This is a genomic window from Gleimia coleocanis DSM 15436 (genome assembly GCF_000159015.1).
Lineage (GTDB): Bacteria > Actinomycetota > Actinomycetes > Actinomycetales > Actinomycetaceae > Gleimia > Gleimia coleocanis.
Window position 1 is genome coordinate 70,328 of record NZ_DS999540.1, and the last position, 23,714, is coordinate 94,041.

Sequence of the window (23,714 nt, forward strand, 5' to 3'; positions counted from 1 at the left end):
CTTGAAATTCCGATGAAACTGTCTTTCCTTGGGGTTTAGCTAAGTGAATCACAACAAATCACGTGGATTTACTCTCACGGTTACCAGGCCTTGTTTTTTAAGCGAGCGTTGGACTTGTAGCTGACGTATCAGCTGCATTAGTTCACGCGTAGCCGTCCAGCTAACACGAATCAGAACGCGGGCAGGGTGCGAACCGAACGCTTTCGGAACATGCGGTCCCTTCCGGGGTGCAGTTCCGAGGGCGTTAAATTCACTGTTCCAGTCCAGCGCGGACACTTCTGTTTCCAGACTCTGTAAGAACTCTGCTACAGCTGTTTGGTCTCCGTCTAAAGCCAATAAGCATTTTGCTGGATAGAAACCTACGTTAGCGCGTTCTTCTAACGCTTGCAGGGTCCAAGCAACTGGATCACGTTTAATCAGTGCTTGCGCAAATACCGGGTCATTTAAGCCAAGTACTTCACAGATTCCGTCAGTACGTGCTAAGCCTAGTAGGCGCGTCCAGCGTCGCATTGCTTCTTCTAAAGCCCATAGTTCAGGTCGCGAGGTAATCGCATCCGCATCCATGATTACCACCAGCTCATATCCACCTGCAACCAGTGGTTCACTGCCCGGGGTTGAAACTACCAATGTAGGCTGATGCGCGGGAAGTTCTTCAGCCGGATGTTCAGAGTCAGTGTGGATTACTTTCACATTTGGGAAAGCCCTGCCAAGTTCTTCAAAGGTACGTTGTGAACCAAGTTTTGCAGGAACCCAGCGTTTTGATTCACATGCTGAACACTGCCAAGCAAACTGTGGGTCGGTACACCAGGCACAGCTCAGTTCTTGATTGGCGCTGACACGCAAAGGACCATGGCAGCGATTACACGTGCCGGTCTTGCGACACTGTTCGCAGCGAATAATACTAATCCAACCTTTACGAGGTACGGATACCAGAACTGAACCTTTTAACAAGGCTTTGCGAATCTTAGTTTGGAGAAATGCAGGGAGGCGCCCTTTACCAGCACTTCCCTGGCGCGCGCGTTCAAAATCATCAACGACTGAAACAACAGCGGTTTTAGCTCGCAAATTAGTAGGAATCGGCAGCACCCAACCAGCCCAACCTGACTCTGCTAAAGCCACCGCTTGGAGGGAAGGTGAAGGCGCAGCCACAATAAAACTTGCTTTCTGCAGGTGAGCTCGTCGCAAAGCAATATCGAAAGTGCTTAAATATGGACTTTGTTGGTCTTGATGGCGTTGCTCCGCATCATCAAAAATAAGCATTCCAATAAGGTTTTGCACCGGCTGATAAGCGAGACTACGAGTACCTACCATGATGTTGTAATAGCCGGATTTGCCCAGTAAAAACTTTTCATAGCGTGCTGCTGGAGAATCTAAGCTGCTGAGACTGGTAACTCGAATGTTTGAGTTCTTTCCTAAAACCTTTTCTAAACCAGCTAAACACCAAGAAACTTCTCTCTGGGTAGGCAACATAATCAAAACCGTGCCGTTTGATTTGCTGAGTGCTAAAGTCGCTGCGGCATGTAGGAAAGCAGACTGCTGATAATGATCACGCTGCGGGAAATCACCAGGTAAAAGTTGCCACACAGCCCTTACGGTATTAGCCTGTTGCAAAGTATTAAAAAAAGCTACCCCCTGCTGATAATCGGCAAAAGATTCTAACAGCGGTACAGAACTAGTCTCCGCGCTTGTTGTATTCGCCGGAAAATCCGCCAAACGCTGCAACACCTTTTTCTCAGCCCCAGCGTGCCGCGGGGGAATCATCGCGGCAATCAACTTAACCGTCGAAACCCCATAACGCGCAGCTAAATCTTTAGCAAGCTCAAGCATCTGCGCATCTAACACCGGCACCGAACTAACAATCCGCTCAATCGGTTGCAGTTTCCCCGCAAACTTAGACTCATCTGCAACTTCAACCACCCAAGCTGAAGTAAGTTTGCCCGCAAACCTTACACGCACACTACACCCGGCAGAAACTTCCATCCCAACAGGAATCGCGTAGTCAAAAAGCTTATCTAAATGAGGCAAATCATTCTCAATATAAACACGCGCAACACCGCCCTCGGCAACGGAAAATGCCGAAACTGGCTCCCCTGCCAAAGCATCCGCACGGGGCATAGCCGCGTCAAAAGAAAATAAATCTGCCATATCTCAATAATGCCACGGGGCACCGAAACGATAATTACCGTAATCGGTGCCCCGCCAAAATCAGCTCAAAAGCAACCCGGAACCTCAGCCAACCAAAGCAGCCAGCTGCTGCGCGCGGGACGTATCCTCCCAAGTAAAACCCTCACGACCAAAGTGGCCATAAGCCGCAGTCGCCGCGAAACCCGGAGTACGCAGCTGCAAATCTCGAATAATCGCAGAAGGACGCAAATCGAAAACTTCCAAAACAGCCTTCGTCAAAGCCTCATTAGAAACCTTCTCAGTGCCAAAAGTATCAATCCATAAGCCAACTGGCTCCGCGCGACCAATCGCGTAAGAAACCTGCAGTTCAGCCTTAGCAGCCAAACCCGCCGCCACAATATTCTTCGCAATCCAACGCAACGCGTAAGACGCAGAACGGTCAACCTTAGTAGCATCTTTACCAGAGAAAGCACCGCCACCATGACGAGCAAAACCACCGTAAGTATCCACAATCAACTTACGACCAGTCACACCTGTGTCAGCACAAGGACCACCCTGCACGAAACGGCCAGAAGGATTAATCAAGAAACGAGTGTCGTGGGTATCTAATCCCTGCGCAGACTCAGCTAAAACCGGGTCAATAACCAGTTCTTGCACAGCCTCACGAATCTGTGCCAAAGAAATAGACTCAGCATGCTGGGTAGAAACCACCACGGTATCCAACGCAACCGGACGGCCATTCTCATAGGCCAAAGTTACCTGGGTTTTACCATCTGGACGGAACTCAGGAACCAAACCAGTCCGTACCTGCTCAAGCTGGAATGCCAACTTATGAGCCAAAGAAATAGGCAATGGCATCAACTCTGGAGTGTCATCACAAGCAAAACCGAACATAATGCCCTGGTCGCCCGCCCCCTGCATAGAAATTTCATCCACAGAGTTTTCTTCACGGGTTTCCTGAGAACGGTCCACAGACTGCGCAATGTCAGGAGACTGAGTGTGAATCAGGGAAGTTACTTCCACGCTGTCGGCGTCAAAACCTTCACCCGGGTGGACGTAACCAATCTTGCGTACAGTATCGCGCACGATTTGGTCTACATCGAAGTCGCCTGCACAGGTAACTTCACCAGCGACGATTACTTTGTCGGTGGTAACCAGAGTTTCCACGGCGACGCGAGACATTGGATCTACGCTCAGGGCGGCGTCAAGTACCGCGTCTGAAATCTGGTCACAGACCTTATCTGGGTGACCGGAAGTCACGGATTCTGAGCTAAACAGACGAGAGCTTTTCATTTTTCTTACGTCTTTCTGAAAATGTTAAGAATGGTTTTTTGACTGGTAAGTTGCGGCGATTAAGGCGCTGAGTTCTTTCGCGATTACTGGTTTTGAACCGCTGAAGCTGGTGAGGGTCTCACCGGTTTTATCCAGAATCGAAAGCATTGTGTCAACGTTTCCGAAGCCTATCCCCTGACCTACTTGGTTTAGTGCCAGCAGGTCCGCTTGTTTGCGGATGGCTTTTTCGCGCCCGTATGAGGCAACTTGTGTCGGATTCCCCGTTTCAGCTGCGAAGCCGATGGTCGTGAGGTGTGGGAAACGACGAACCGCGCTGGCGAGAATATCTGGGTTCTTCACCAGTTTTAGAGTGAGGGTTTCTTCCTCTCCCCCGGTTTTCTTAACTTTCATTTCCGCCTGGGTTTCCGGGCGGAAGTCTGCAACGGCAGCGGCGAATACGCCGATTTGGTACTGGGGTGCCAGTTCCATAACTGCCTGGTACATTTCATTTGCCGAGGGCGTTGCAATAATCTCTATGCTGGCTGGCAAAAGGTTTTCGTTAATGTTGGCGCTGAGCAAAGTCACTTTCGCGCCTCGTTCTTGCAGTTGTTTTGCAATTTCTACACCGAATCGGCCGGTTGAGTGGTTACCGATGAAACGTACTGGATCGATTGCTTCGTGGGTACCACCAGCGGTGATGAAGACTTTTACTCCCGCTAAATCCTGCTTTGGAGTAGCAGTCTCTCCAAGTTGGTGTAGGAATGTGAAGATTTCTTCTGGCTCAGGTAGACGTCCTTTACCGTGATCACCGGAAGATAGGTCGCCAACTGCTGGTTCCATGATGATAATGCCGCGGTCTTGAAGGGTTTTGAGGTTCCCTTGAGTGGCTGCGTTTTCATACATGGCGGTGTGCATGGCGGGGACAACTACGACTGGGCAGCTGGATGCTAGAACGGTCGTGGTAAGTAGGTCATTTGCCTGGCCGGTTGCCAGGCGTGCCAGCACATCTGCGGTTGCGGGGGCAATCACGATGAGTTCAGCTTCACGGGCAATTTCAACGTGTTCAACTCCCGCTGCACCGTCAAAAACGGAGGTTGCGACGGGGTGTCCGGATAGTGCCTGCCAGGTAGTTTTACCCACGAATTCTAGGGAGGCTTCGGTGGGCACTACTTTCACTTGGTGTCCGGCTTTAATGAGTGCACGAACCAGATAAGTGATTTTGTAGGCGGCTATACCGGCACTAACCCCCACCACAATTCGGCGGGGGCTAGTGAGAAAATCAGGAGTCAACTGCAAGATACTGTTTCGTTTCTGAAGCTTTTTTGAACCACTGGTTTCAGAAAACTTAGACGTTTGCCTGCTTCTCTTCCATTACCAGCAGGCCTTCGTTGATTTCACGAAGCGCGGTGCCCAATGGCTTGTCGTCAGCTTCAACTGGAACTACAGGACCAACGAACTGAACCATGTTGGATTCCAGCTGCAGGTTGTAGGAGTTAATCTGACGTGCACGACGTGCAGCAAAAACTACCAGGGCGTACTTGGAGTCTACCTTGTCCAGCAATTCGTCGATTGGTGGATTGGTGATACCTTCTGGCTTAGCGACAATTCCCGCCATGAGTCCTCTTTCAGTACTGATTAAGTGTTAACGCTAAAATCTTACGCTAATTCAAGCAATTCGGCTAGTTCCGACACAGTGCGATCCACCTCATCGTTAATAACCACGTGGTCAAATTCTGCCTGTGCATCCAGCTCTGTACGCGCAGTTTGTAGGCGACGTGCCATTTCTTCTTCAGATTCCGTACCCCGACCACGCAAGCGGTTTACGAGTTCATCCCAAGAAGGTGGGGCAATGAATACGAAGCGAGCATCTGGCATGTGTTCTTTAACTTGGCGTACTCCTGCCAGGTCGATTTCGAGGATGGCTGGTTTTCCTTCAGCTAATGCTACTTCAATAGGTGCTTTTAAAGTGCCATATTTATTCACTTTATGTACGGTTGCCCACTCCAGGAATTCGTTGCGTTCAATAGCAGCATCAAATTCTTCATGGGTGAGGAAGTGATAGTGTACGCCGTTTACTTCACCTTCGCGTGGGCTACGGGTGGTAGCAGATACTGAGAGGTAAACATGTGGGTATTTTTCAAGCAGGGCGCGCACTACCGTGCCTTTACCAACTGCGGTTGGGCCGGCAATGACGGTGAGGCGTGGTTTTTGGGTTTCAGTCATGATTCTAGTTTAGTAGAAGTTTAGGGATAGCTTAGCTATGGAAGCGCAGGTTATTGCCCACAGTATTGAGGTCGCGGTTCCGATTAGGAATTTTTCTGCAGCATAAGGGTTTTCTTTTAACTCTAGGTAGCGTCCTAATCCTTTAACTGCAACAACAATAGCGATTAGTTGTGGATGCCCTGCAAGTATGGTGAGCGAAACAGTCGCTAGTTTCGGTTACTTCTGCCCTGTTAAAAATCGCACGTACGATATTGTTACCCGCACAAACTGAGACAATAATCGTCACGCCCCAGGTAAGTGCGTACAAGGTGAGCGAAGCCCAGGTTGGGAGAGAAAGTAGGTTAAGCATTATCTATTTCTTCCATAAGACTTAGTGCTAATGAATCTGTGGAGGTTTCTACTTCCCAATTGGAGGTTCTTAGACTCTTCGAAATCGTACCTTTGGATAGTTTTAGTTTTTCAGCGACTTCATTCGCTGATGCTAACGCTTCACGTTTTTCAATGATTTCTTTTTGACGTTGACTGCGCCCGGAAACCAGAATTGCTTTTGTACGTAGCAGTGCTTCCAACTGTGAAACTGTTGTGGTCTTAGCGTCGGATTGAACTGCTAATCCCAGGTAATGTTTTTTAGCTTCCTCTACTGCATGCCGTGCTTTTACGAAGGCTTCGCCTGTGGCTTCGGTAGTTTTAGTTGCATTATTTAAATTAGCGTTGCCGACACCTAAACCGCAGTGCCACTCCCCCATTGCAACAATGATTTTGATTGCCTTAAGCGCTTCTTCAGAGTCTTTTATGACACCTTGAATTTCGTCTCCTACAGTACGTTCGAATGGAAGTACAGTTTTTATTATTTTGAGTTCCTGCAAGGCTTTGGGAACTAAATCGACTTTTGTTTTTGTAGATTTCTTTTGGTCTGCGGTGATAACGTACATTGCGCACCCCCTAAGCTAGTTTCCTATTTTCATCAAACTAAAGTAAGTTTACCGAATTTAGGAAACTTTTAAATACCCAGGCCTGACAGTAAGCGAATAGCAAGCAGGTCGGTATCTTTTTCCAGATCCCAGTTAGCTGCCTTTAAGACCTTTGAGATTGCGGCTTTAGAAACCTCCATTAGTTCTGCGGTTTGGGTAGCAGAATCGTGAACTTCACGCAAGGAGACAACTTCTTTTTGTCGGTCGGTGCGTTCAGTGATGAGCTTATACTTGAGGCGTAGCAGGGCTTGGAGGGAGCTAAGTATTTCTGATTTGTAGCGCATTTTAATGGCGAAAGGCACGCTGGCTTTTTTCGCAAGGTTGGCAGCTTGCAGGGCGTGACGGAATCCGGGGCTGGTTTTCATTTCCCCTTTTCCGAGGGCGTCCAAATCAACCTGACCGATGCCAACACCGCATAGCCAGTTTGTAGAATTCGCGGTGGCTTTAATAGCTTTAAGAGTTGTTTCGCCGTCTTGGTAGACAGCGTAGGTTTCGGTACCACCGTCAACAGCACTGATGTAGACAGGGTTTAATGATTCCAAACGCTGGTAGAGGGCTGGTTCTGGGTGATTATCGAGCTGCACTGCTACTACTACAAACATGTTTACCTCCACTATTAACTTTATTAGGTTAATAAGGGCTTGTAAACCGGTATTAATTTGAAAAGTCCCTTAAAACCAACAGGATTCAACGCGGTATCTAATGTTTATAGGTGCTCTGTTAAAACACATAAATACATAAAGGACCTAAATGTTAGGGGGCTGATACAAATCAGCCCCCTAACATCAAACCACGGTTACGCCAACGCGGATTCAACCTCTTCTACGGCCTTCACCAAAGCTTCTTGCATGGCAGCTGGGTTTGGACCTGCCTTTAACAAACCACGCGAAGATGACGCCAACACCTGATGCTCATGCCCGGCAAAACGACGCCGAATATCTTCCGCATCCGCCCCCTGCGCACCAAAACCTGGTGCAAGGATAGGACCATTAAAAGCGCTAAAAGCAGATCCCAGCACCTTGGTCATGTCATCGACAGTAGAGCCCAAGACTACACCGAAAGAACCCAAGCCAGCACCAGCGCAATGCAGATCATTAACCTGGTTAGTCCACTCCATTACCTGAGCTGATACTGCCGTGCCATCCGCTGAAACAGACCGCTGCAATACCTTACCCTCCGGGTTAGAAGTAAGTGCTAGCGTGAACAGACCCTTACCATGCTGTGCTGCCAATGCAGCCGTAGCATCATAGGCAGAAGCCCCCATGTAAGGAGCGATAGTAATCGCGTCAGCCTCAAGTGGAGCGCCCTCGGGCAGAAAAGCCGCGCCGTAACCCGCCATGGTAGAACCAATATCGCCGCGCTTCACGTCCAAAATCATGAGCACGCCAGCAGAACGCGCGTCCCGCAACAGTTCTTCCAAAACCGCCCAACCAGCAGAGCCGAAACGCTCATAAAAAGCCGACTGAGGTTTAATCGCAGCCGCACCAGCTAAACCTTCCAAAGCCCGCTGGGAAAACTCACGCAACCCCTCAACCGAATCAGGTAAACCCCACTCAGCCAGTAAAGAAGCATGCGGATCAATACCCGCGCACACGCGCCCCTTCAGACGCATAGCGTCTTGCAGTTTAACTCCGAAGCTCATTCTCAATCAGCCTTCCATCTCGTGGCGTTCACGACGCACCTGGCGGTCAGCGTCGTACTCCTGCAGAGTACGAATCTGGAAGGAACCACGGTTCTCAACCTCAATCGCCTGCACAGCAGCAGAGAAAGCCTGCAGAGTCGTCAAAACTGGCTTACCAACACCCATAGCGGCAGAGCGAATCTTGTATCCGTCGTGGCGCGACGACTGACCCTGCGGAGTATTTACAACCATGTCCACTTCCCCACTCTGAATCAAATCCAAAATGGTAGGCTCACCCTCAACACGTTCAGATTCCTTATGAACAATCTGCACATCAATACCGTGACGAACCAGTACGGAAGCAGTACCTTCAGTAGCTAAAATCTTAAAGCCCAAGTCAGCCATGCGGGAAGCTGGGAACACTACAGAACGCTTATCCGCATCCGCAATGGAAATGAACAGCGTACCGGACTTTGGCAAACCGCCGTAAGCTCCCTGCTGGGACTTCGCGAAAGCTGCTGGGAAAGACAAGTCCTTACCCATTACTTCACCAGTGGAACGCATTTCTGGGCCCAGAATGGTATCCACAATCATGCCCTGCTTGTCACGGAAACGGTTGAATGGCAGAACCGCTGCCTTAACGGAGATTGGCTCATCCAAGTCCATGTAGGAAGCGTCTTGTTCTGGCAGTTCACCAGCGGCACGTAGCTGCGCGATAGTAGCTCCCAGCTGAATCTTCGCGGCAGCTCGTGCCAGGGAAACGCCCAGCGCCTTAGAAGCGAATGGCACCGTACGGGAAGCTCGTGGGTTAGCTTCGATAACGTAAAGAACGTCAGATACCAGCGCGTACTGGATGTTCAGCAAGCCCTGTACGCCCACGCCTTCAGCGATAGCGCGAGTAGACTTAACGATGGTTTCAATCTGGCGGGCAGACAGAGTCATTGGAGGCATCACACAAGCAGAGTCACCAGAGTGAATACCGGCTTCTTCAATGTGTTCCATAATGCCGCCCATGAACAGGTCGGTACCGTCAAACAGCGCGTCCACGTCGATTTCTACCGCATTGTCTAAGAATCGGTCTATCAAGAGTGGGCCGTTATCGAATGCTTCACCCAAGCGGTTCAGGTAGTCACGCATACCGGCTTCGTCATAGACGATTTCCATGCCACGACCGCCCAGGACGAAGGATGGACGTGCTAGCACTGGGTAGCCAACTTTTTGTGCCGCTGCTAAAGCAAATGCAGGGCTGTTAGCGGTAGCGTGAGCTGGGGAAGGCAGGTTTGCGTTTTCTAATACGCGACCAAAGAGCTCACGGTCTTCTGCCAGGGCAATAGCATCTGGGCTGGTACCCACGATTGGCACGCCGGCCTTTTCCAGCTGGGCAGCCAGGGAAAGTGGGGTTTGTCCACCAAGTTGCACGAGGACGCCCTTGATTGGACCCGCTTGCAGTTCAGCGTGGTAGACTTCCAGAACATCTTCCAGGGTGAGTGGTTCAAAGTAGAGGCGGTCGGAAATGTCGAAGTCGGTAGACACCGTTTCTGGGTTGCAGTTAATCATGATGGTGTCGTAGTTTTCCCGCAATGCTAAGGTAGCGTGTACACAGGAGTAGTCAAATTCGATACCCTGACCGATACGGTTTGGACCAGAACCCAAGATGATTACAGCTTCACGTTCGCGTGGCTTAACTTCAGAATATTCGTCGTAAGCTGAGTAGAAGTAAGGGGTGGATGCCTCATACTGACCAGCACAAGTATCTACCGCCTTATAGACAGGGCGGATAGCGAAAGCCCGGCGGATTTCACGAACCACTTCCTCAGACAGGTTACGCAAGGCAGCTATCTGACGGTCAGAGAATCCAAAGCGCTTCGCTTTCCGCAAGATTTCTGCTGAGAGAGCGCCTGCTTCCTCAACTTCGTTAGCGACATCGTTAATCTGCTTAATCTGGTCAACAAACCACGGGTCAATCGCAGTTGCTGCGAAAACTTCTTCCACAGTGGCACCACCACGCAGAGCCTGCTGTACCTGAATCAGACGGTGTTCAGTTGGGGTTGCTGCAGCTTCCAGAAGGGCTTTAACTTCCGCCTCAGATGGTACCGGTCCATCCCAGTGGAAAGTAACACCTTTCTTATCGATAGAACGCTGTGCTTTCTGCAAGGCTTCAGCGAAATTACGTCCCAGGGACATTGCTTCACCAACAGACTTCATGGAAGTAGTCAGAGTTGAATCAGATGCTGGGAACTTTTCAAAAGCAAAACGTGGGACCTTAACTACAATGTAGTCCACCAGTGGAGAATCTGCCGCGGTCTTTTCCGCTACCAGGTCATTTGGAATCTCATCCAAGTTGTAGCCTAGTGCCAGACGAGTAGCAATCTTTGCGATTGGGTACCCGGTTGCTTTAGAAGCCAGTGCGGAAGAACGGGAGACACGTGGATTCATTTCGATGACTACTACGCGCCCGTTAGTTGGGTGGATGGCGAACTGTAGGTTACAACCTGCTTGGTTTACGCCCACACCCGCCACAATGTCTGAACCGATTTTCACCAGGTTGTCGAGTTCTTCCTCAGTGAGGGTCAGAGCTGGTGCGATGGTGATGGAATCACCAGTGTGTACACCCATTGGGTCTACGTTCTCAATGGAACAGATTGGAATGCAACGGCCGGTACGGTCACGAACTACTTCCAGTTCGATTTCTTTCCACCCGAGGATTGATTCTTCGAGCAAAACTTCAGAAGTGATGGAGTTTTGCAGACCTGCACCTGCAAAGCGACGCAGTTCTTCCTCATTGTGGGCAAATCCTGAGCCTAAGCCACCCATGGTGAAGGATGGGCGGACGACCATTGGGTAGCCAAGTACGTCTGCGGCTGCGAGACATTCTTCCATGGTGTGGGCGATCACTGAGCGTGCTACTTCTGCGCCACAGGCTTCGACTACCTTACGGAATTCGTCGCGGTCTTCACCGGCGCGGATCACGTCAGCGTCAGCACCGATCATTTCTACGCCGAATTCTTCTAGAACGCCGGCTTCTACCAGTTTCATGGCAGTGTTTAGTGCAGTCTGCCCACCGAGGGTTGGCAGCAGTGCGTCTGGACGTTCTTTTTCGATGATGGCACGGATGGTTTCTACGTTGATTGGTTCGACGTAGGTTGCGTCTGCTACGCCTGGGTCGGTCATGATGGTTGCCGGGTTGGAGTTAATCAGGATTACGCGGATGCCTTCGCTCTTTAGGATGCGGCATGCCTGGGTTCCTGAATAGTCGAATTCGCAGGCCTGGCCGATGACAATTGGGCCGGATCCGATTACCAGGACGGATTTGATATCAGTACGGAGTGGCATCAGTTCTGCTCGCTTTCAACTACGCGGTTTACAAGTTCAGTCTGGATGGACTGTGGGATTTCAGTGTTTCGGTCCAGGTTGCGCACGGTTTCTGGCAGAGCAATGCCTGAGAAAATCCCGGCTTTCATTCCTGGATTAGCGTTGAGTAGGCGAACTACTGCGCGGGTGTCGATACCGCAGATACCGACTACCTTGTGGGCTTCCAGCTGGGGTTCGAGGGCGCCCTCGGCAGTCCAGTTGGAAACGATTTGGGCGGGGTCACGCACAATGAAGCCAGCTGCTAAGTATGGTTTGTCGCCGCGGGCACCGACGTTGCCGATATGTGGGCTGGTAGCCAGCACGATCTTAGAAGTATTGGCGTTATCACGCAGGGCATCTTCGTAACCGGAAATGGAATGGTCAACAACTACGCTACCGGTAGTGACCCCACGCGCCCCCCAAGAGAGTCCACGCAGGATAGTGCCGTTTGAGAATACGAGCAATGCGTCTGTGTTAGTCATCGGTTTTCCTTTGCGATTGGCTGGCCTTCACGAACTGTGAACTGGCCGTTGTACATGGTGTAGAGGACTTGGCCTGCCAGGTCATGTCCGATGAATGGAGTATTCGTTGATTTTGTCCACTGAGTTTTTGGGTCCACGGTACGAACCACAGTTGGGTCTACAAAAGTCAGCTGTGCCAGGGATCCAACTGCGATCTTATGGCCTTGTTCAGCGACTTGACCGATTTGTGCGGGCGCTTCTGACAGTACCCGAGCAACGTCACGCCAGCTCATACGATCGCTATTAACCATAGTTGTGATGACTACTGGTAGGGCTGTTTCTAACCCGGTCATGCCGAATGCACCTGCCTGCCACTCGCAGTCTTTCTTTTCCAGCGGGTGTGGGGCATGGTCGGTACCAACAATGTCGATGGTGCCGTCTGCCAGGCCTTCACGGAGGGCTTCCACGTCTTCGAAGGTTCGCAGTGGCGGATTAACTTTGAAGAGCGGGTCGTAGCTACAGGCTTCTTCTTCAGTTAAAAACAGGTGGTGTGGGGTTACTTCAGCGGTTACCCGAATACCTTTAGATTTCGCCCAGCGGATTAGTTCAACACTTCCAGCAGTGGATACGTGGCATACGTGCAGGCGCGAATCAACGTGCTTTGCTAGAGAAATATCGCGAGCAATGATGGCTTCTTCTGCGACTGCTGGCCACCCGGCGAGCCCCAACTGTGCTGACAGGGCGGATTCGTTCATTTGTGCGCCAGCAGTGAGGATTGGGTCTTGCGCGTGTTGGGCGATCACACCGTTGAAGGTTTTCACGTATTCTAATGCGCGTCGCATTAAGAGTGGGTCGGAGACGCACATGCCGTCATCAGAAAATACGCGCACTTTCGCTTTTGAGGTAGCCATTGCGCTCATGGCGGATAGTTGTTTGCCTTCTAATCCGACGGTTACAGCACCAACTGGGCGAACTTGGAGCCACCCAGCAGCGTCGCCCAGTGTTTGTACTTGTTCAACGATTGCTGCTGTGTCTGCAACTGGGTTGGTGTTTGCCATGGCGTGTACACAGGTGTAGCCACCGGCTGCTCCAGCACGGGTACCTGTGTACACGGTTTCGGCATCTTCCTGACCAGGTTCACGCAAGTGCGTATGCAGATCTACCAAGCCTGGCAGGGCGACTAGGCCTTCAGCGTTTACAATTTCGGGATTTACGAGGGCGTCGCCAGCATCTTTACCCAGAGCAACGATCTTTCCGTCGGCTACGGCAATGTCGGTGGCGTCTTCACCGTATGGCAGGGCGCCTTTAATCAGAATCTGGTTGTTAGTCATTTTATTCAGCTCCTGCGAGTAACAGTTGTAGGGCGGCCATGCGAACGCTGACACCGTTGTTTACCTGTTCGACGATTACGGATTGTGGAGAATCTGCTGCTTCTGCGCAGATTTCTAAACCGCGGTTCATTGGTCCAGGGTGCATGATAATGGTTTCACGGTTGAGACGTTTGAAGCGTTCAAGGTCCAGGCCGTATTCGCGGTGGTATTCAGTTACTGATGGAAAGAATCCCCCGCCCAACGAGGTCATGCGTTCACGCTGTACACGTAGCAGCATCACTGCGTCGGGATTATCTGCGAGGGCTGCGTCAAAGTCATACATGACTTTGCATGGCCAGGTTTCTACACCAACTGGGACCAGAGTTGGTGGTGCGACCAACGTGACTTCTGCACCTAGTAAAGTCAGGAGCTTAACATTGGAGCGGGCGACTCGCGAATGTAAAATGTCTCCGACAATCACGATTTTTGAGCCTGTAAGGTCAGTACCTTTACCAGCCGGATTACCATTCCCCTGGTAGTAGCGCCGCAGAGTCATAGCGTCTAAAAGCGCTTGGGTTGGGTGTTGGTGTGTTCCGTCTCCGGCATTTAGGATTGGGCAGTCAATCCAGCCAGCATATGCCAGTCGGTGGGCTGCGCCAGAAGCTGGGTGACGAATAATAACTGCGTCTGCCCCCATGGCTTGGAGGGTTAGCGCAGTGTCTTTTAAAGATTCCCCTTTGGAAACTGAAGATCCTTTTGCGGCAAAGTTGATTACGTCCGCTGAAAGGCGTTTCGCAGCTGCTTCGAAAGATAAGCGAGTGCGGGTTGAATCCTCATAGAAAAGATTTACGATTGTTTTTCCACTGAGGGTGGGGAGTTTTTTAATAGCGCGTGACTGGGTGGCCGCCATTTCTTCAGCTGTGTCAAGTAGCAGGATGGCTTCCGCACGGCTTAGGTCAGCAATGTCAATTAAATGTTTCATTTTTTTCCTCAATCACTACTGAATCAATATCATCGATTTCGACACAGTTGATAAGCACCTGCTCACTACGAGAAGTCGGTAGGTTTTTACCGACAAAGTCGGGGCGTATCGGTAGTTCCCTATGCCCACGATCAACGAGCACGGCCAGTTGCACAATTGCGGGGCGCCCCAAGGCAAAGAGTGCGTCAAAGGCGGCTTTTACGGTTCGCCCGGTGTAGAGTACGTCGTCTACCAGGACAACGCGTTTCCCAGCGATGCCGTCAGCTGGAATGCTAGTTGGGTGTGGTGTGCGAGTTGGCTTGGCTGCCAAGTCATCGCGGTACAGGGTGATATCAAGTGTGCCTACGTTAATAGGCTTTTCAGTGATTGAAGAAATCTTGGCACCAATGCGCTTTGCCAGCACTTCCCCACGGGTAGGAATACCAAGAATAACGAGGTCATCAAGTGCATCTGAGTACTCAATAATCTCATATGATAGGCGAGTTAGTGCCCGCCCGATTTCGTCCTCGTTGAGGACTGTTTTCTGTCGGCTACTCATGCCGGCTCCTTCCCCGCCTCTCTGGACGGACTTAAAGGAATCAGTACATTTATAATAATAACGCCCGAGACCGTTAAAAGCCTCGGGCGTTCATTATTTAACTTTGTGGAGTGTCGCACTCAGAAAGCATTTCGTCTAAGTCGATGAAGTCCTCTTCATCTTCCTCAGCGAATGCTGCTTCAACTGCGGCGTCGGTGTCGCGTACGTTCTTAGAGTCACGACGAACCGCGTCCAAGATGGCGTTCACTAATGCTGGTGAATCATCCGTGGAAATCTTACGAGTAATACGAACTGCTTCGTCAATGGCGGTAATATCTGGCACAGTTTCGTTCCAGATAATTTCCCAAGTAGCTACTCGCAAAATTGCGCGGTCTACTGCTGGCAGACGGCTGAATGTACGTCCAGTCGTGTGGGTGTCCAGCAGGTCGTCAATCTCGATGAGGTGATCGCGAACGCCTTCGATGATTTCGATAGAGTATTCAGGTAGTGGCGTCTGTGCGGCAGTGATTTCCTTACGCTCTTCGAGCATTAGGTTAATGCCTGCGGCACTTTCTGCACGACCTCGCTGATCAGCTTCGAAAATCGTGTCAATGGCACGCTTACGCGCACGTGTACGAGATGAAAAACCGCGGTTGTTCATCAGTCGTTTACACGTCCTGCGTATTCGCCGGTACGGGTATCAACCTTGATTCGGGTACCCTGTTCAAGGAACAGTGGAACCTGAATATCTGCGCCGGTTTCCAAGGTCGCTGGCTTAGTACCTGCGTTAGAGCGGTCACCTTGCAAACCTGGTTCCGTGTAAGTGATTTCCAGAACTACGGTTGCTGGCAGTTCAATAAACAGTACGGCACCTTCATGTAGGGATACGATTACATTCTGATTTTCAACCATGTAATTCTTTGCGGAACCAACGGTTTCTTCTGGAACCAGAATCTGATCGTAGGTGGAAACATCCATGAATACGTAGTCTGCGCCATCCTGGTACAGGTAAGTCATATCGCGACGATCAACTGTTGCAGTTTCAACTTTAAGACCAGCGTTGAAGGTCTTGTCAACGATCTTGCCGGACAGCACGTTCTTTAGCTTAGTACGAACGAATGCTGGGCCTTTACCTGGCTTTACGTGCTGGAATTCAACTACGGACCAGAGCTGGTTTTCAATCTTTAGGACCATGCCGTTCTTAAGATCATTAGTGGTTGCCATCTTTATTCCTTAACTAATATCCGCTGCCAGTTTTTGTTGGCAGAAATTATTATCAGCCTAAGAATACAGGGTATTACCCTAGTAATGCGACTATTCGCTCGGCGATAAAATGTGGTTTTGACAATGATGTGTCAAGTTTCTCATGTGCAAGCTGGCTGTAGCACTCGCGGTAGGATTCCATGAGGAGGCGGAAGGTGCGACGAATCGGACCGAGGTTTACGGCACGTGGGGCGTTAATCCCGGTGCGTTGAGCCAGCGTGTTGAAATCTGCATATAGTTCTATAATCAAAGCCTGGTTTTTGTCCACGTTTTTGAGTTTTTCTTGAACGTCCTCGACCAGGACTGAATCTGGGGAAAGCACAACAATGCCGGGTTTGTTAAGGGCTTGGATTACCCCCTGCGCCACGAAAGTTTGGAACTCTTCTGCCCCTCGTCGCACAAAAAGCAAGTCCATATCTTCACCAGCTATTTCAGCTGCGTTTTTTAAAGCATCATGGATGGGCCAGTTGAGTTGCTGAGATAGTTCCGTAGCAACGTCACTTTTACCTGCTCCAGCTACCCCAATTAGCACGACTTGGTTTTTCATTTTCAATTGCTTTCTAAAACATCTAGGACAGTTCTTAAAGGTACTTCACTCACCCAAGTGTCGCCAGGCGAATTTTCTCTCTCGAGGGCGGTAGTGAAAACAAACCGTAAGTTCCCCGAACGAACCTTCTTATCATGTAGCATTGCGTCAAATAGTGCCGAATAGTCGAATGCTTCCCAAGCTGAAGGTAAACCAAGATTATGAATTAGGTCCAAGTGTAACTTAACCCAACTTTCGCTGGCATATCCCAGCCTATTAGCTAGTTTCACTGCGTAAACCATGCCAATTGCTACTGCTTCACCATGGCGTATCCGATAGTTCGTGATTTTTTCAATCGCGTGTCCCAACGTGTGTCCATAGTTTAAGTATTCGCGTTGTCCGGTTTCCCTTAAATCTTCGCTAACTATATGTGCTTTAACTGTGACTGCTCGTTCGATAAGTTCACTAATCACCGGGCTATCCCAAACCAGCTTTTTGTTGCCGTCACAGAGCCTAAGAATCTGTTTATCTTTAATGAACCCACATTTTATTATTTCCGCTAGCCCTGCTTTAAACTCGGGTTCAGGCAGAGTTTCTAAAATTAAAGGGTCTATAAAAACTCGTTTAGGTGGATAGAAAGCACCTGCGAGGTTTTTTCCAGCGAAGATGTTGATACCTGTTTTACCTCCAACCGCAGCATCTACCATGCCAAGTAATGTTGTCGGTACGTGGACCACGCCGATACCACGAAGCCATGTTGCAGCAAAGAAGCCAGCTAAATCAGTTAAGGCACCTCCCCCGATTCCGATGATCAAGTCAGTGCGTTCCAACCCTATTTCTGCAGCATAATTCCAGGCGGTTGTCAGTGATTCAACTGTTTTCGCAGATTCCCCATCCGCTACTAGCAGAGTCTCCGTCTGGACACCCGTTTGTTTTATTTCCTTCTCGATTTCCTTCGCCCATGTGATAACTGCAGAAGTAGTCACGAGTAATACTTTTTGGTACCTGTTGGCCTGCACCCAAGCTCCAACTGATTGTCTGCTATGGTGTGCTATTTCTATCTCATAGCTAGGCGTGGAAGTCACTGGAATTACGGTTTTCATAACCTCCCCTTACTCATTATAGAAATTAACTCCAAAAGGTTTATAACATCCTTTTCGAGAGAGTCTACACCGACTTCTAAAACAGCCTCAGAAACCTCTTCATAATAGCTTCTACGTCGCTGCAAAATACTGGCCATTTCAGCTTCCATACGCTGACTATTTCCAGCTACTCCGACAATACCGCTTAAAAGTGGTCTGCCCCCTTGCTGAACGGCTCGTTTAGCTAAGACCGGAACCGCGCAATCTAAATAAATACAGCACTGCCCCCTTAAAATCTGCCGATTTGCTTCACATTCAACAACTCCACCGCCACAGGCAATTACTACAGGCACAGAAAAATCGAGTGTAGACTCAACAACCTGTTGCAAAGCCTGCTGCTCGATCTGCCGAAATACGGCTTCAGACTCAGCGAACAACTCAACTACTGTGCTGCCAGCCATGTCTTCGATCACCTGATCCAGATCAATAAATACACAAGGCTTCCCGTGCTTTCTTAACCGTAAGGCAACCTGCAACCCTAAAGTTGTCTTGCCACTAGCTGGCATTCCCACTAAAAAAACCGGTTTAGTTATTGATTCTTCTGCAAGTGTCACAGAACGCCCTCGGTAAATAATCGTTGCTGGATCTCAGCTTGGAATGCTACCAAGTTGCGTTTCACCATTTCTAAACTGCCGGTACCAAACATTCCCGTGACTTCATCAGCTAATACTAACGCAAGCATAGCTTCAGCAACTACCGCGGCCGGCACCACAGCACAAGTATCGGAACGCTGATGCAAAGCTGGAGCCAACCGCCCACTTTCTAAGTCAAAACTTTGACGTGCTCTGGGAACAGTCGAAATCGGCTTAAAACCAACTTGCACTACCACAGGTTGCCCATTACTCATACCGCCTTCAATGCCACCAGCAAGGTTAGACGAGCGTGTTACGTGGCTATTTTCAATAGCAAACTCATCATGCGCCTGCTGCCCACCAGCTTCAATCTGAGAATCCCCCACACCAATAGTTACCTGTTTTGCTGACTGAATGGACATCATCGCGGCAGCTAGCTTTGCATCTAGACGCCTATCCCATTGAATGTGGGAACCTAATCCAACTGGCACATTGAATGCAATTACTTCAACGCTACCGCCAACCGTGTCGCCAGCCTGCTTTGCTGCATCTATCCGAGCTTTAAAAAGCTGTTCTGTCTTTTTATCTGCAGTACGCACTTCACTGGCTTCGATGGTTTCAAACTCTGCCGCACCTGGCTGCGACGCAAGCGTAGATATCTCTGCGATTGCAGTCACGTGAGAGACGATTTGTATACCCGCAACTTGATATAAAAAGGCTTTCGCAATACTTCCAAGGGCTACACGCATAGCAGTTTCGCGGGCTGAAGCGCGCTCTAAAATGTTACGAGCGTCAACATGGCCGTATTTCAGCATTCCCGCCATGTCTGCATGCCCAGGTCGCGGACGGGTTAGCTTACGATTACGTGCAAGTTCTTTATCGTCAGACCCTCCGACTGCTTTACGTAGTAGTACAGGGTCTACTGGGTCAGTTGCAAGTACCGCTGCCCACTTATCCCATTCTGAATTCGAAATTTCTATGGCAATTGGTGCGCCGGTGGTTACACCATGACGTATGCCAGAAGTTATCGTAACCCTGTCTGTTTCAATCTTTTGTCGTGCTCCCCGCCCGTAGCCTTTTTTGCGACGGTGTAGTTCTGCCTCTAGGTCGGCTTGTGTATACGCAATTCCAGCGGGAACTCCGTCGATGATGCCGGTAAGTTTAGGGCCGTGGGATTCGCCTGCAGAAAGCCATCTGATCATGCTTTAAATTGTCCCACACTTTTTATCTTTTGCGCGCTCGTGCATCTAATAGACGCTTTTTATGGCTAGGTGTCAGAAAAATTGATGAGCTCCTCGTAATCACCCCACTAAACCAGTATGTAAACACATGAAAAAGAATGCACGATATCATTGACTACAGTCTGTCATAAACACAGAAAACTTCTTTAAACTTACGCCCATTTAGCCACTAAAAACCTAATAAGCTCAAGGGTAACCATAATTACATCATGTTTAGGATTTTTAAATTAAAGACTTCCACCATTCACCCAAACCCCAAAAAATAGCGATTCAAAATTGCTAAATAAGGCTTACCTAACTAATGTAGAGTTGTTGTAACTCTGTTATTGACAACGAAAATACCCGCTCAGGAGAATTTCAATAATGAGACCCACTATCAAACGCGCGCTCGTATCCACGCTGGTTACCGGCGCCCTGGTTATCGGAGCTAGCACCCCAGGTCTAGCTACCGAAGACACCGCGACAGCGCTCGCAGAAACAACCTCCAATCTAACATCAGAAACCACAGAAGCCGACGCAGTCACTGAAGAAAACACTTCCGAAAAATCAGAATCAGACTCAGAAGCTGACGCGCCAGCAGAAATTACCACCGAAGCAGGAACACCGGCTCACTCAACCCCCTCTGCCCCTGTTGCCGGCCCAACATTGCGCTCTGCAGAACCTGCAGAAACAGCTGCTGTAAGCGACACTATCGCAGTAACCGAGGCCTACGCTAACTGGGATTTCCGGCGCGGATTCCGCGAGTATGTTGGCATTGAAAACGAAACGCTTAGCGGGGGGCTACAAATTCTAGATAAGGGCAAACACCTATTATGGCAGCCCCATCCGGGCCAAACTTTTAATCTAGATGGCTCCAGTGGACTATTGAAATTTGCAGGGCAAATTAACTGGACAAAATACGACGGAATTCTTAACGTTCGTATTGCAAACCCAACGATCGATTTTGCAAACAAGGTTCTGCTAGTAGACGGCTACACTGCAGGTACCCTTGCTAAGGCAGGCGAAGTTACCTTCACCCAAACAGCAATTGCTTCCTTACCTGACTTAAAGATTGAAAAACACAATGGTTACGTGGTGATTTCATCCCATAAACCTATTTTTAATGAACGTGTAAAAGATCTGGTTGGCCTATACCAAAATGAAATGGCTGCTCCGCTAGTAGTCACGGTTGCAACTGACAACTCAGAAGATACTGATACGCCACAACCCGTACTTTGGGAACTTTTCCCAACCATGTATAAAAATCCTGTTAATGGGCCAGTTTACACCGATGCTCCATTAACGAACGTGTCAATCCCTGACCCTAATTTGGAAGCATGTATTCGGACTTACAATGAAATTGCTCCCGGAATTCCTTTAACAAACCGTCATTTGGAATCCTTACAGCAACTAAAATGCATCAATAAGGGAATTAAATCTCTAAAGGGATTAGAACACGCAGTTAATCTTAACTGGGTAAATTTCTACGCTAACCAAATTAACGATTTAACTCCGTTGGCACAGGCAAGCAAACTAAAAGTAGTTGAAGTTGGTAAGAACCAACTTACCACCCTCACTGGTCTTGAAAACTCACCGCTGATCAACCAACTCAGTGCCGAAGAAAACTACATCACTGACGCTTCAGTTGTAAAGAAACTAATTCGCATTGATACTCTCGACTTGCATGACAACCGAATCAGCGACCTGAGCCAAGTCGCCGTCCAAACTTATGACGACGAAAAAATTTCTACAGTAAACCTATCCCATAACCGGATCGCAGATCTGTCACAGTATGACAGTATGCCTTTCATTCGAGATCTAAACCTATCGCACAACCTTATTAGCGATTTAGGTAGGCTCCCACATAAACGAGGCTTTGAGCGACTTAACTTAGAGCATAACTTCATCACCGATCCTTCAGCATTTGGTGCTTGGGCAACTGACCGTTACCGCGGCTCCTTTGAACGCTTGAAAATCCGCTACAACAAGTTCACTGATTGGACACCGCTGAAGCCTTTAGCAGACCAGGATAAGGTTTTCTATTACCCGGAATCTGGTAGTAGCGACACTTTAGTTAATCCAAAGACACTTGAAGAACTAAAGACGAAGCACTCTGCAACAGATGCTGAAATTGCACAAGCAGAACAAGCTCGTAGGGATGAAGAAGAAAAGGCTCGTAAAGCCGCAGAAGAAGCACTTATCAAGAGTAAAACCTGGAATGCTCAGCTTACTTGGGGCGTGAAGCAAAGCTTCCGCGATTATGTTGCTGGTGATTTCGCTGGTGGTAAGTGGACTGTTGCTGATGGTGTGAAAGGATCCTTCGAGTTCCCCCTGTTAGCTGACCAGAAAATTAATCCACTAGATCATAATAGGATTTCTTTCGGAGGTAAAGTTCATTTCGTTGCGCACCACGATATCCTGGATATGACTATTGCGAACCCATCGATCGAGAACGAAGCCGGCGTTTGGAAGCTCTATGCCGACGTCGCGACTCGCCCATTCGATAAATCTAAGCTAGGGCATTACCTGGGCCTACGCGCCTCCGGCGAAAAAGCACCGCTTGCCCCAGTTTCTGAACTTAAGCGTTCTGAGATTGCAGTGCTAACTCAGCTAACTGAAAGCCTGCAAAACAGCACTAAAGTACTGCACTTCGGAAAGGTAACCCTCACTCCTGAAGGTTCTTTGGCATTCGCAAAGTTCTACGAACCAAACCAGGTAATGGATACTCTAAATGTAACCATCAAGGAAGGTACCCCTAACGGTGTTCGTTCAGTTTATTCCCCAATGACTGATACTCCAGCTCAGCCAGAGGAAACCTACACCGCAGATCTGAGCTGGGGTGTGAAAGAATCCTTCCGCACCTACATTAAGGGTGATTTAGCTCAGGGAGACTGGAAGCTTTCCGGCGGTGTAACTGGCGAATTCGTTTTCCCATTGAAGGATGGCGTAAAGGTTTCACCAGATAACTACGAAGCCCTGGATTTCAAGGGTACTGTACACTTCAAGGGCCACCACGGTCTGTTGAACTTGGCTATTTCGCAGCCTTCGATTGCTAAAGTAAACGGCAAGTGGGAACTAACTGCAACCGTTACTTCCACGCCTTTCGATAAGAAGGATATCGGCAAGTATCTGGGTGCTAACCTCCGTGTTGCAAACGGCGCACCTGAAACCCGCCGCGTAGTTATTGCTAACCTGTCTGAACCAACAGTGAAGGTAGATGGAAAGCTAGTTTCCTTGGCTTTCGCAACTGTTACTCTGACTGATGCAGGTTCTGTAGCATTCGCGAAGTTCTACGAACCCGGTCAGGTACTTGATGCGCTTACCGTTGGCATTCGCCCCGTAACTGCACCGGCTCCTTCTCAGCCTGGAAAGACTGACTCAGATAAGCCAAAGGCTGATGCTCCAGTAGTTTCTGCGCCTACTCAGAAGCAGAATACTAAGCCTGCAGAGCCAGCAAAACCACAGATTAAGAAGTGCGAAGTTGATCCAACTAAGAAGCGCATTACTGGTGGCAACCTCGCTTGGGGCGTACGTGCGTCCTTCACCAGCTACATTCGTGGTTCTATCGCTCACGGTGGTTGGAACTTAAACGGTACCTCCTGGGATGGCGCTAACTTCAACTGGGCAGCTACCGGTGGCGTTTACAACACGGCTACCAAGTCCGGCACCATCTACTACGGTGGCGCAGTGAATTTCTATGGTCATGATGGAATCCTTGATCTAACTATTTCCAACCCTTCATTGGTTATTAACGGTAACTACGGTGCGCTTTACGTAACCGTTAACGGTTCCGATATGTCGGGCAAGAAGTTCAACCTGGGTCGCGTACACTTCGCTGACGTAGCTCTGGGAGGCGTCTACGAGGCTAATGGAACTCTGAACTTCCAAAACGCCACAGTTACGCTCACTGCAGCGGGGGCAAAAGCATTCGTCGGATTCTACTCAACTGGCGCAGCGTTGGCTCCAATGAGCTCTTCAGTTTCCATGGTTAATGCCACTGCCTGCGACCCAGCTACCGGCGAGCTGATTGAGTACGGCGCATTCGGCGGAGTCTTGTCCCAAACAGGCGTTGAAGTCGAAGGCATGCTGTTGGCTTCGCTGGCGACCTTGTTTGCAGGTGTGGCCGCTCTGGCAATGCGTCGACGCCAACTGCGCTGAG

The 23,714-nt window shown here is 49.5% G+C and carries 20 protein-coding genes; 1 reads left to right on the forward strand and 19 read right to left on the reverse strand.

What is annotated here, in order from left to right:
* Positions 1-48: 48 nt before the first annotated feature.
* The 19 genes from HMPREF0044_RS00610 to aroC all read right to left on the reverse strand — a co-directional run bounded on the left by HMPREF0044_RS00610 (position 49) and on the right by aroC (position 19,537).
* Positions 49-2,145: a primosomal protein N' family DNA-binding protein gene (locus tag HMPREF0044_RS00610; protein WP_006546153.1), complete on the reverse strand. Its 2,097-nt coding sequence runs from the start codon at positions 2,143-2,145 to the stop codon at positions 49-51.
* Positions 2,146-2,229: 84 nt separating this feature from the next.
* Positions 2,230-3,417: a methionine adenosyltransferase gene (gene metK, locus HMPREF0044_RS00615; RefSeq protein ID WP_006546154.1), complete on the reverse strand. Its 1,188-nt coding sequence runs from the start codon at positions 3,415-3,417 to the stop codon at positions 2,230-2,232.
* 24 nt (positions 3,418-3,441) lie between these two features.
* On the reverse strand, positions 3,442-4,686 hold the full coding sequence (gene coaBC, locus HMPREF0044_RS00620) for a bifunctional phosphopantothenoylcysteine decarboxylase/phosphopantothenate--cysteine ligase CoaBC (protein WP_040312605.1): 1,245 nt from the start codon (positions 4,684-4,686) through the stop codon (positions 3,442-3,444).
* A gap of 55 nt (positions 4,687-4,741) precedes the next feature.
* A complete protein-coding gene (rpoZ, locus tag HMPREF0044_RS00625) occupies positions 4,742-5,011 on the reverse strand; it encodes a DNA-directed RNA polymerase subunit omega (protein ID WP_006546156.1) in 270 nt (89 codons plus the stop codon).
* A 41-nt stretch (positions 5,012-5,052) separates the two neighbouring features.
* Positions 5,053-5,619, reverse strand: a complete 567-nt coding sequence (gene gmk / locus HMPREF0044_RS00630; protein ID WP_006546157.1) for a guanylate kinase — start codon at positions 5,617-5,619, stop codon at positions 5,053-5,055.
* Positions 5,620-5,960: 341 nt separating this feature from the next.
* Positions 5,961-6,551 (reverse strand): SatD family protein, encoded by a 591-nt coding sequence (locus HMPREF0044_RS00635; RefSeq protein ID WP_006546158.1) that lies wholly within the window; start codon positions 6,549-6,551, stop codon positions 5,961-5,963.
* Positions 6,552-6,619: 68 nt separating this feature from the next.
* Entirely contained in the window at positions 6,620-7,192 is a 573-nt protein-coding gene (locus HMPREF0044_RS00640; protein WP_006546159.1) for a hypothetical protein, read from the reverse strand.
* 194 nt (positions 7,193-7,386) lie between these two features.
* The gene (gene pyrF, locus HMPREF0044_RS00645) at positions 7,387-8,232 is read right to left on the reverse strand and encodes an orotidine-5'-phosphate decarboxylase (RefSeq protein WP_006546160.1); all 846 of its coding nucleotides are present in this window, start codon (positions 8,230-8,232) and stop codon (positions 7,387-7,389) included.
* A 6-nt stretch (positions 8,233-8,238) separates the two neighbouring features.
* Complete coding sequence (gene carB, locus HMPREF0044_RS00650; RefSeq protein WP_006546161.1) at positions 8,239-11,544, reverse strand: carbamoyl-phosphate synthase large subunit; 3,306 nt, start codon at positions 11,542-11,544, stop codon at positions 8,239-8,241.
* Positions 11,544-12,044, reverse strand: coding sequence for a carbamoyl-phosphate synthase domain-containing protein (locus tag HMPREF0044_RS00655; protein WP_006546162.1), 501 nt, complete (start codon positions 12,042-12,044; stop codon positions 11,544-11,546). The genes carB and HMPREF0044_RS00655 overlap by 1 nt, the downstream gene beginning before the upstream one ends.
* Entirely contained in the window at positions 12,041-13,354 is a 1,314-nt protein-coding gene (locus HMPREF0044_RS00660) for a dihydroorotase (RefSeq protein ID WP_006546163.1), read from the reverse strand. The genes HMPREF0044_RS00655 and HMPREF0044_RS00660 overlap by 4 nt, the downstream gene beginning before the upstream one ends.
* A gap of 1 nt (position 13,355) precedes the next feature.
* Positions 13,356-14,315: an aspartate carbamoyltransferase catalytic subunit gene (locus tag HMPREF0044_RS00665; RefSeq protein ID WP_006546164.1), complete on the reverse strand. Its 960-nt coding sequence runs from the start codon at positions 14,313-14,315 to the stop codon at positions 13,356-13,358.
* Positions 14,299-14,853 (reverse strand): bifunctional pyr operon transcriptional regulator/uracil phosphoribosyltransferase PyrR, encoded by a 555-nt coding sequence (gene pyrR / locus HMPREF0044_RS00670; protein WP_006546165.1) that lies wholly within the window; start codon positions 14,851-14,853, stop codon positions 14,299-14,301. Before pyrR ends, HMPREF0044_RS00665 begins: the two co-directional genes overlap by 17 nt.
* Positions 14,854-14,950: 97 nt before the next feature.
* Positions 14,951-15,493 carry a transcription antitermination factor NusB gene (gene nusB, locus HMPREF0044_RS00675; protein ID WP_006546166.1) on the reverse strand — a complete coding sequence of 181 codons (543 nt, stop codon included), beginning with the start codon at positions 15,491-15,493 and terminating at the stop codon, positions 14,951-14,953.
* The gene (efp, locus tag HMPREF0044_RS00680) at positions 15,493-16,056 is read right to left on the reverse strand and encodes an elongation factor P (protein WP_006546167.1); all 564 of its coding nucleotides are present in this window, start codon (positions 16,054-16,056) and stop codon (positions 15,493-15,495) included. The genes nusB and efp overlap by 1 nt, the downstream gene beginning before the upstream one ends.
* A 73-nt stretch (positions 16,057-16,129) precedes the next feature.
* Positions 16,130-16,642, reverse strand: coding sequence for a shikimate kinase (locus tag HMPREF0044_RS00685; RefSeq protein ID WP_006546168.1), 513 nt, complete (start codon positions 16,640-16,642; stop codon positions 16,130-16,132).
* A gap of 2 nt (positions 16,643-16,644) precedes the next feature.
* Entirely contained in the window at positions 16,645-17,724 is a 1,080-nt protein-coding gene (gene aroB, locus HMPREF0044_RS00690) for a 3-dehydroquinate synthase (protein ID WP_006546169.1), read from the reverse strand.
* Entirely contained in the window at positions 17,721-18,317 is a 597-nt protein-coding gene (locus HMPREF0044_RS00695; RefSeq protein ID WP_006546170.1) for a shikimate kinase, read from the reverse strand. Before HMPREF0044_RS00695 ends, aroB begins: the two co-directional genes overlap by 4 nt.
* On the reverse strand, positions 18,314-19,537 hold the full coding sequence (aroC, locus tag HMPREF0044_RS00700; RefSeq protein ID WP_006546171.1) for a chorismate synthase: 1,224 nt from the start codon (positions 19,535-19,537) through the stop codon (positions 18,314-18,316). Before aroC ends, HMPREF0044_RS00695 begins: the two co-directional genes overlap by 4 nt.
* A 402-nt stretch (positions 19,538-19,939) precedes the next feature.
* Here aroC and HMPREF0044_RS07745 point away from each other — a divergent pair, with 402 nt between their 5' ends.
* Entirely contained in the window at positions 19,940-23,713 is a 3,774-nt protein-coding gene (locus HMPREF0044_RS07745; protein ID WP_006546172.1) for an HtaA domain-containing protein, read from the forward strand.
* Position 23,714 lies beyond the last annotated feature (1 nt).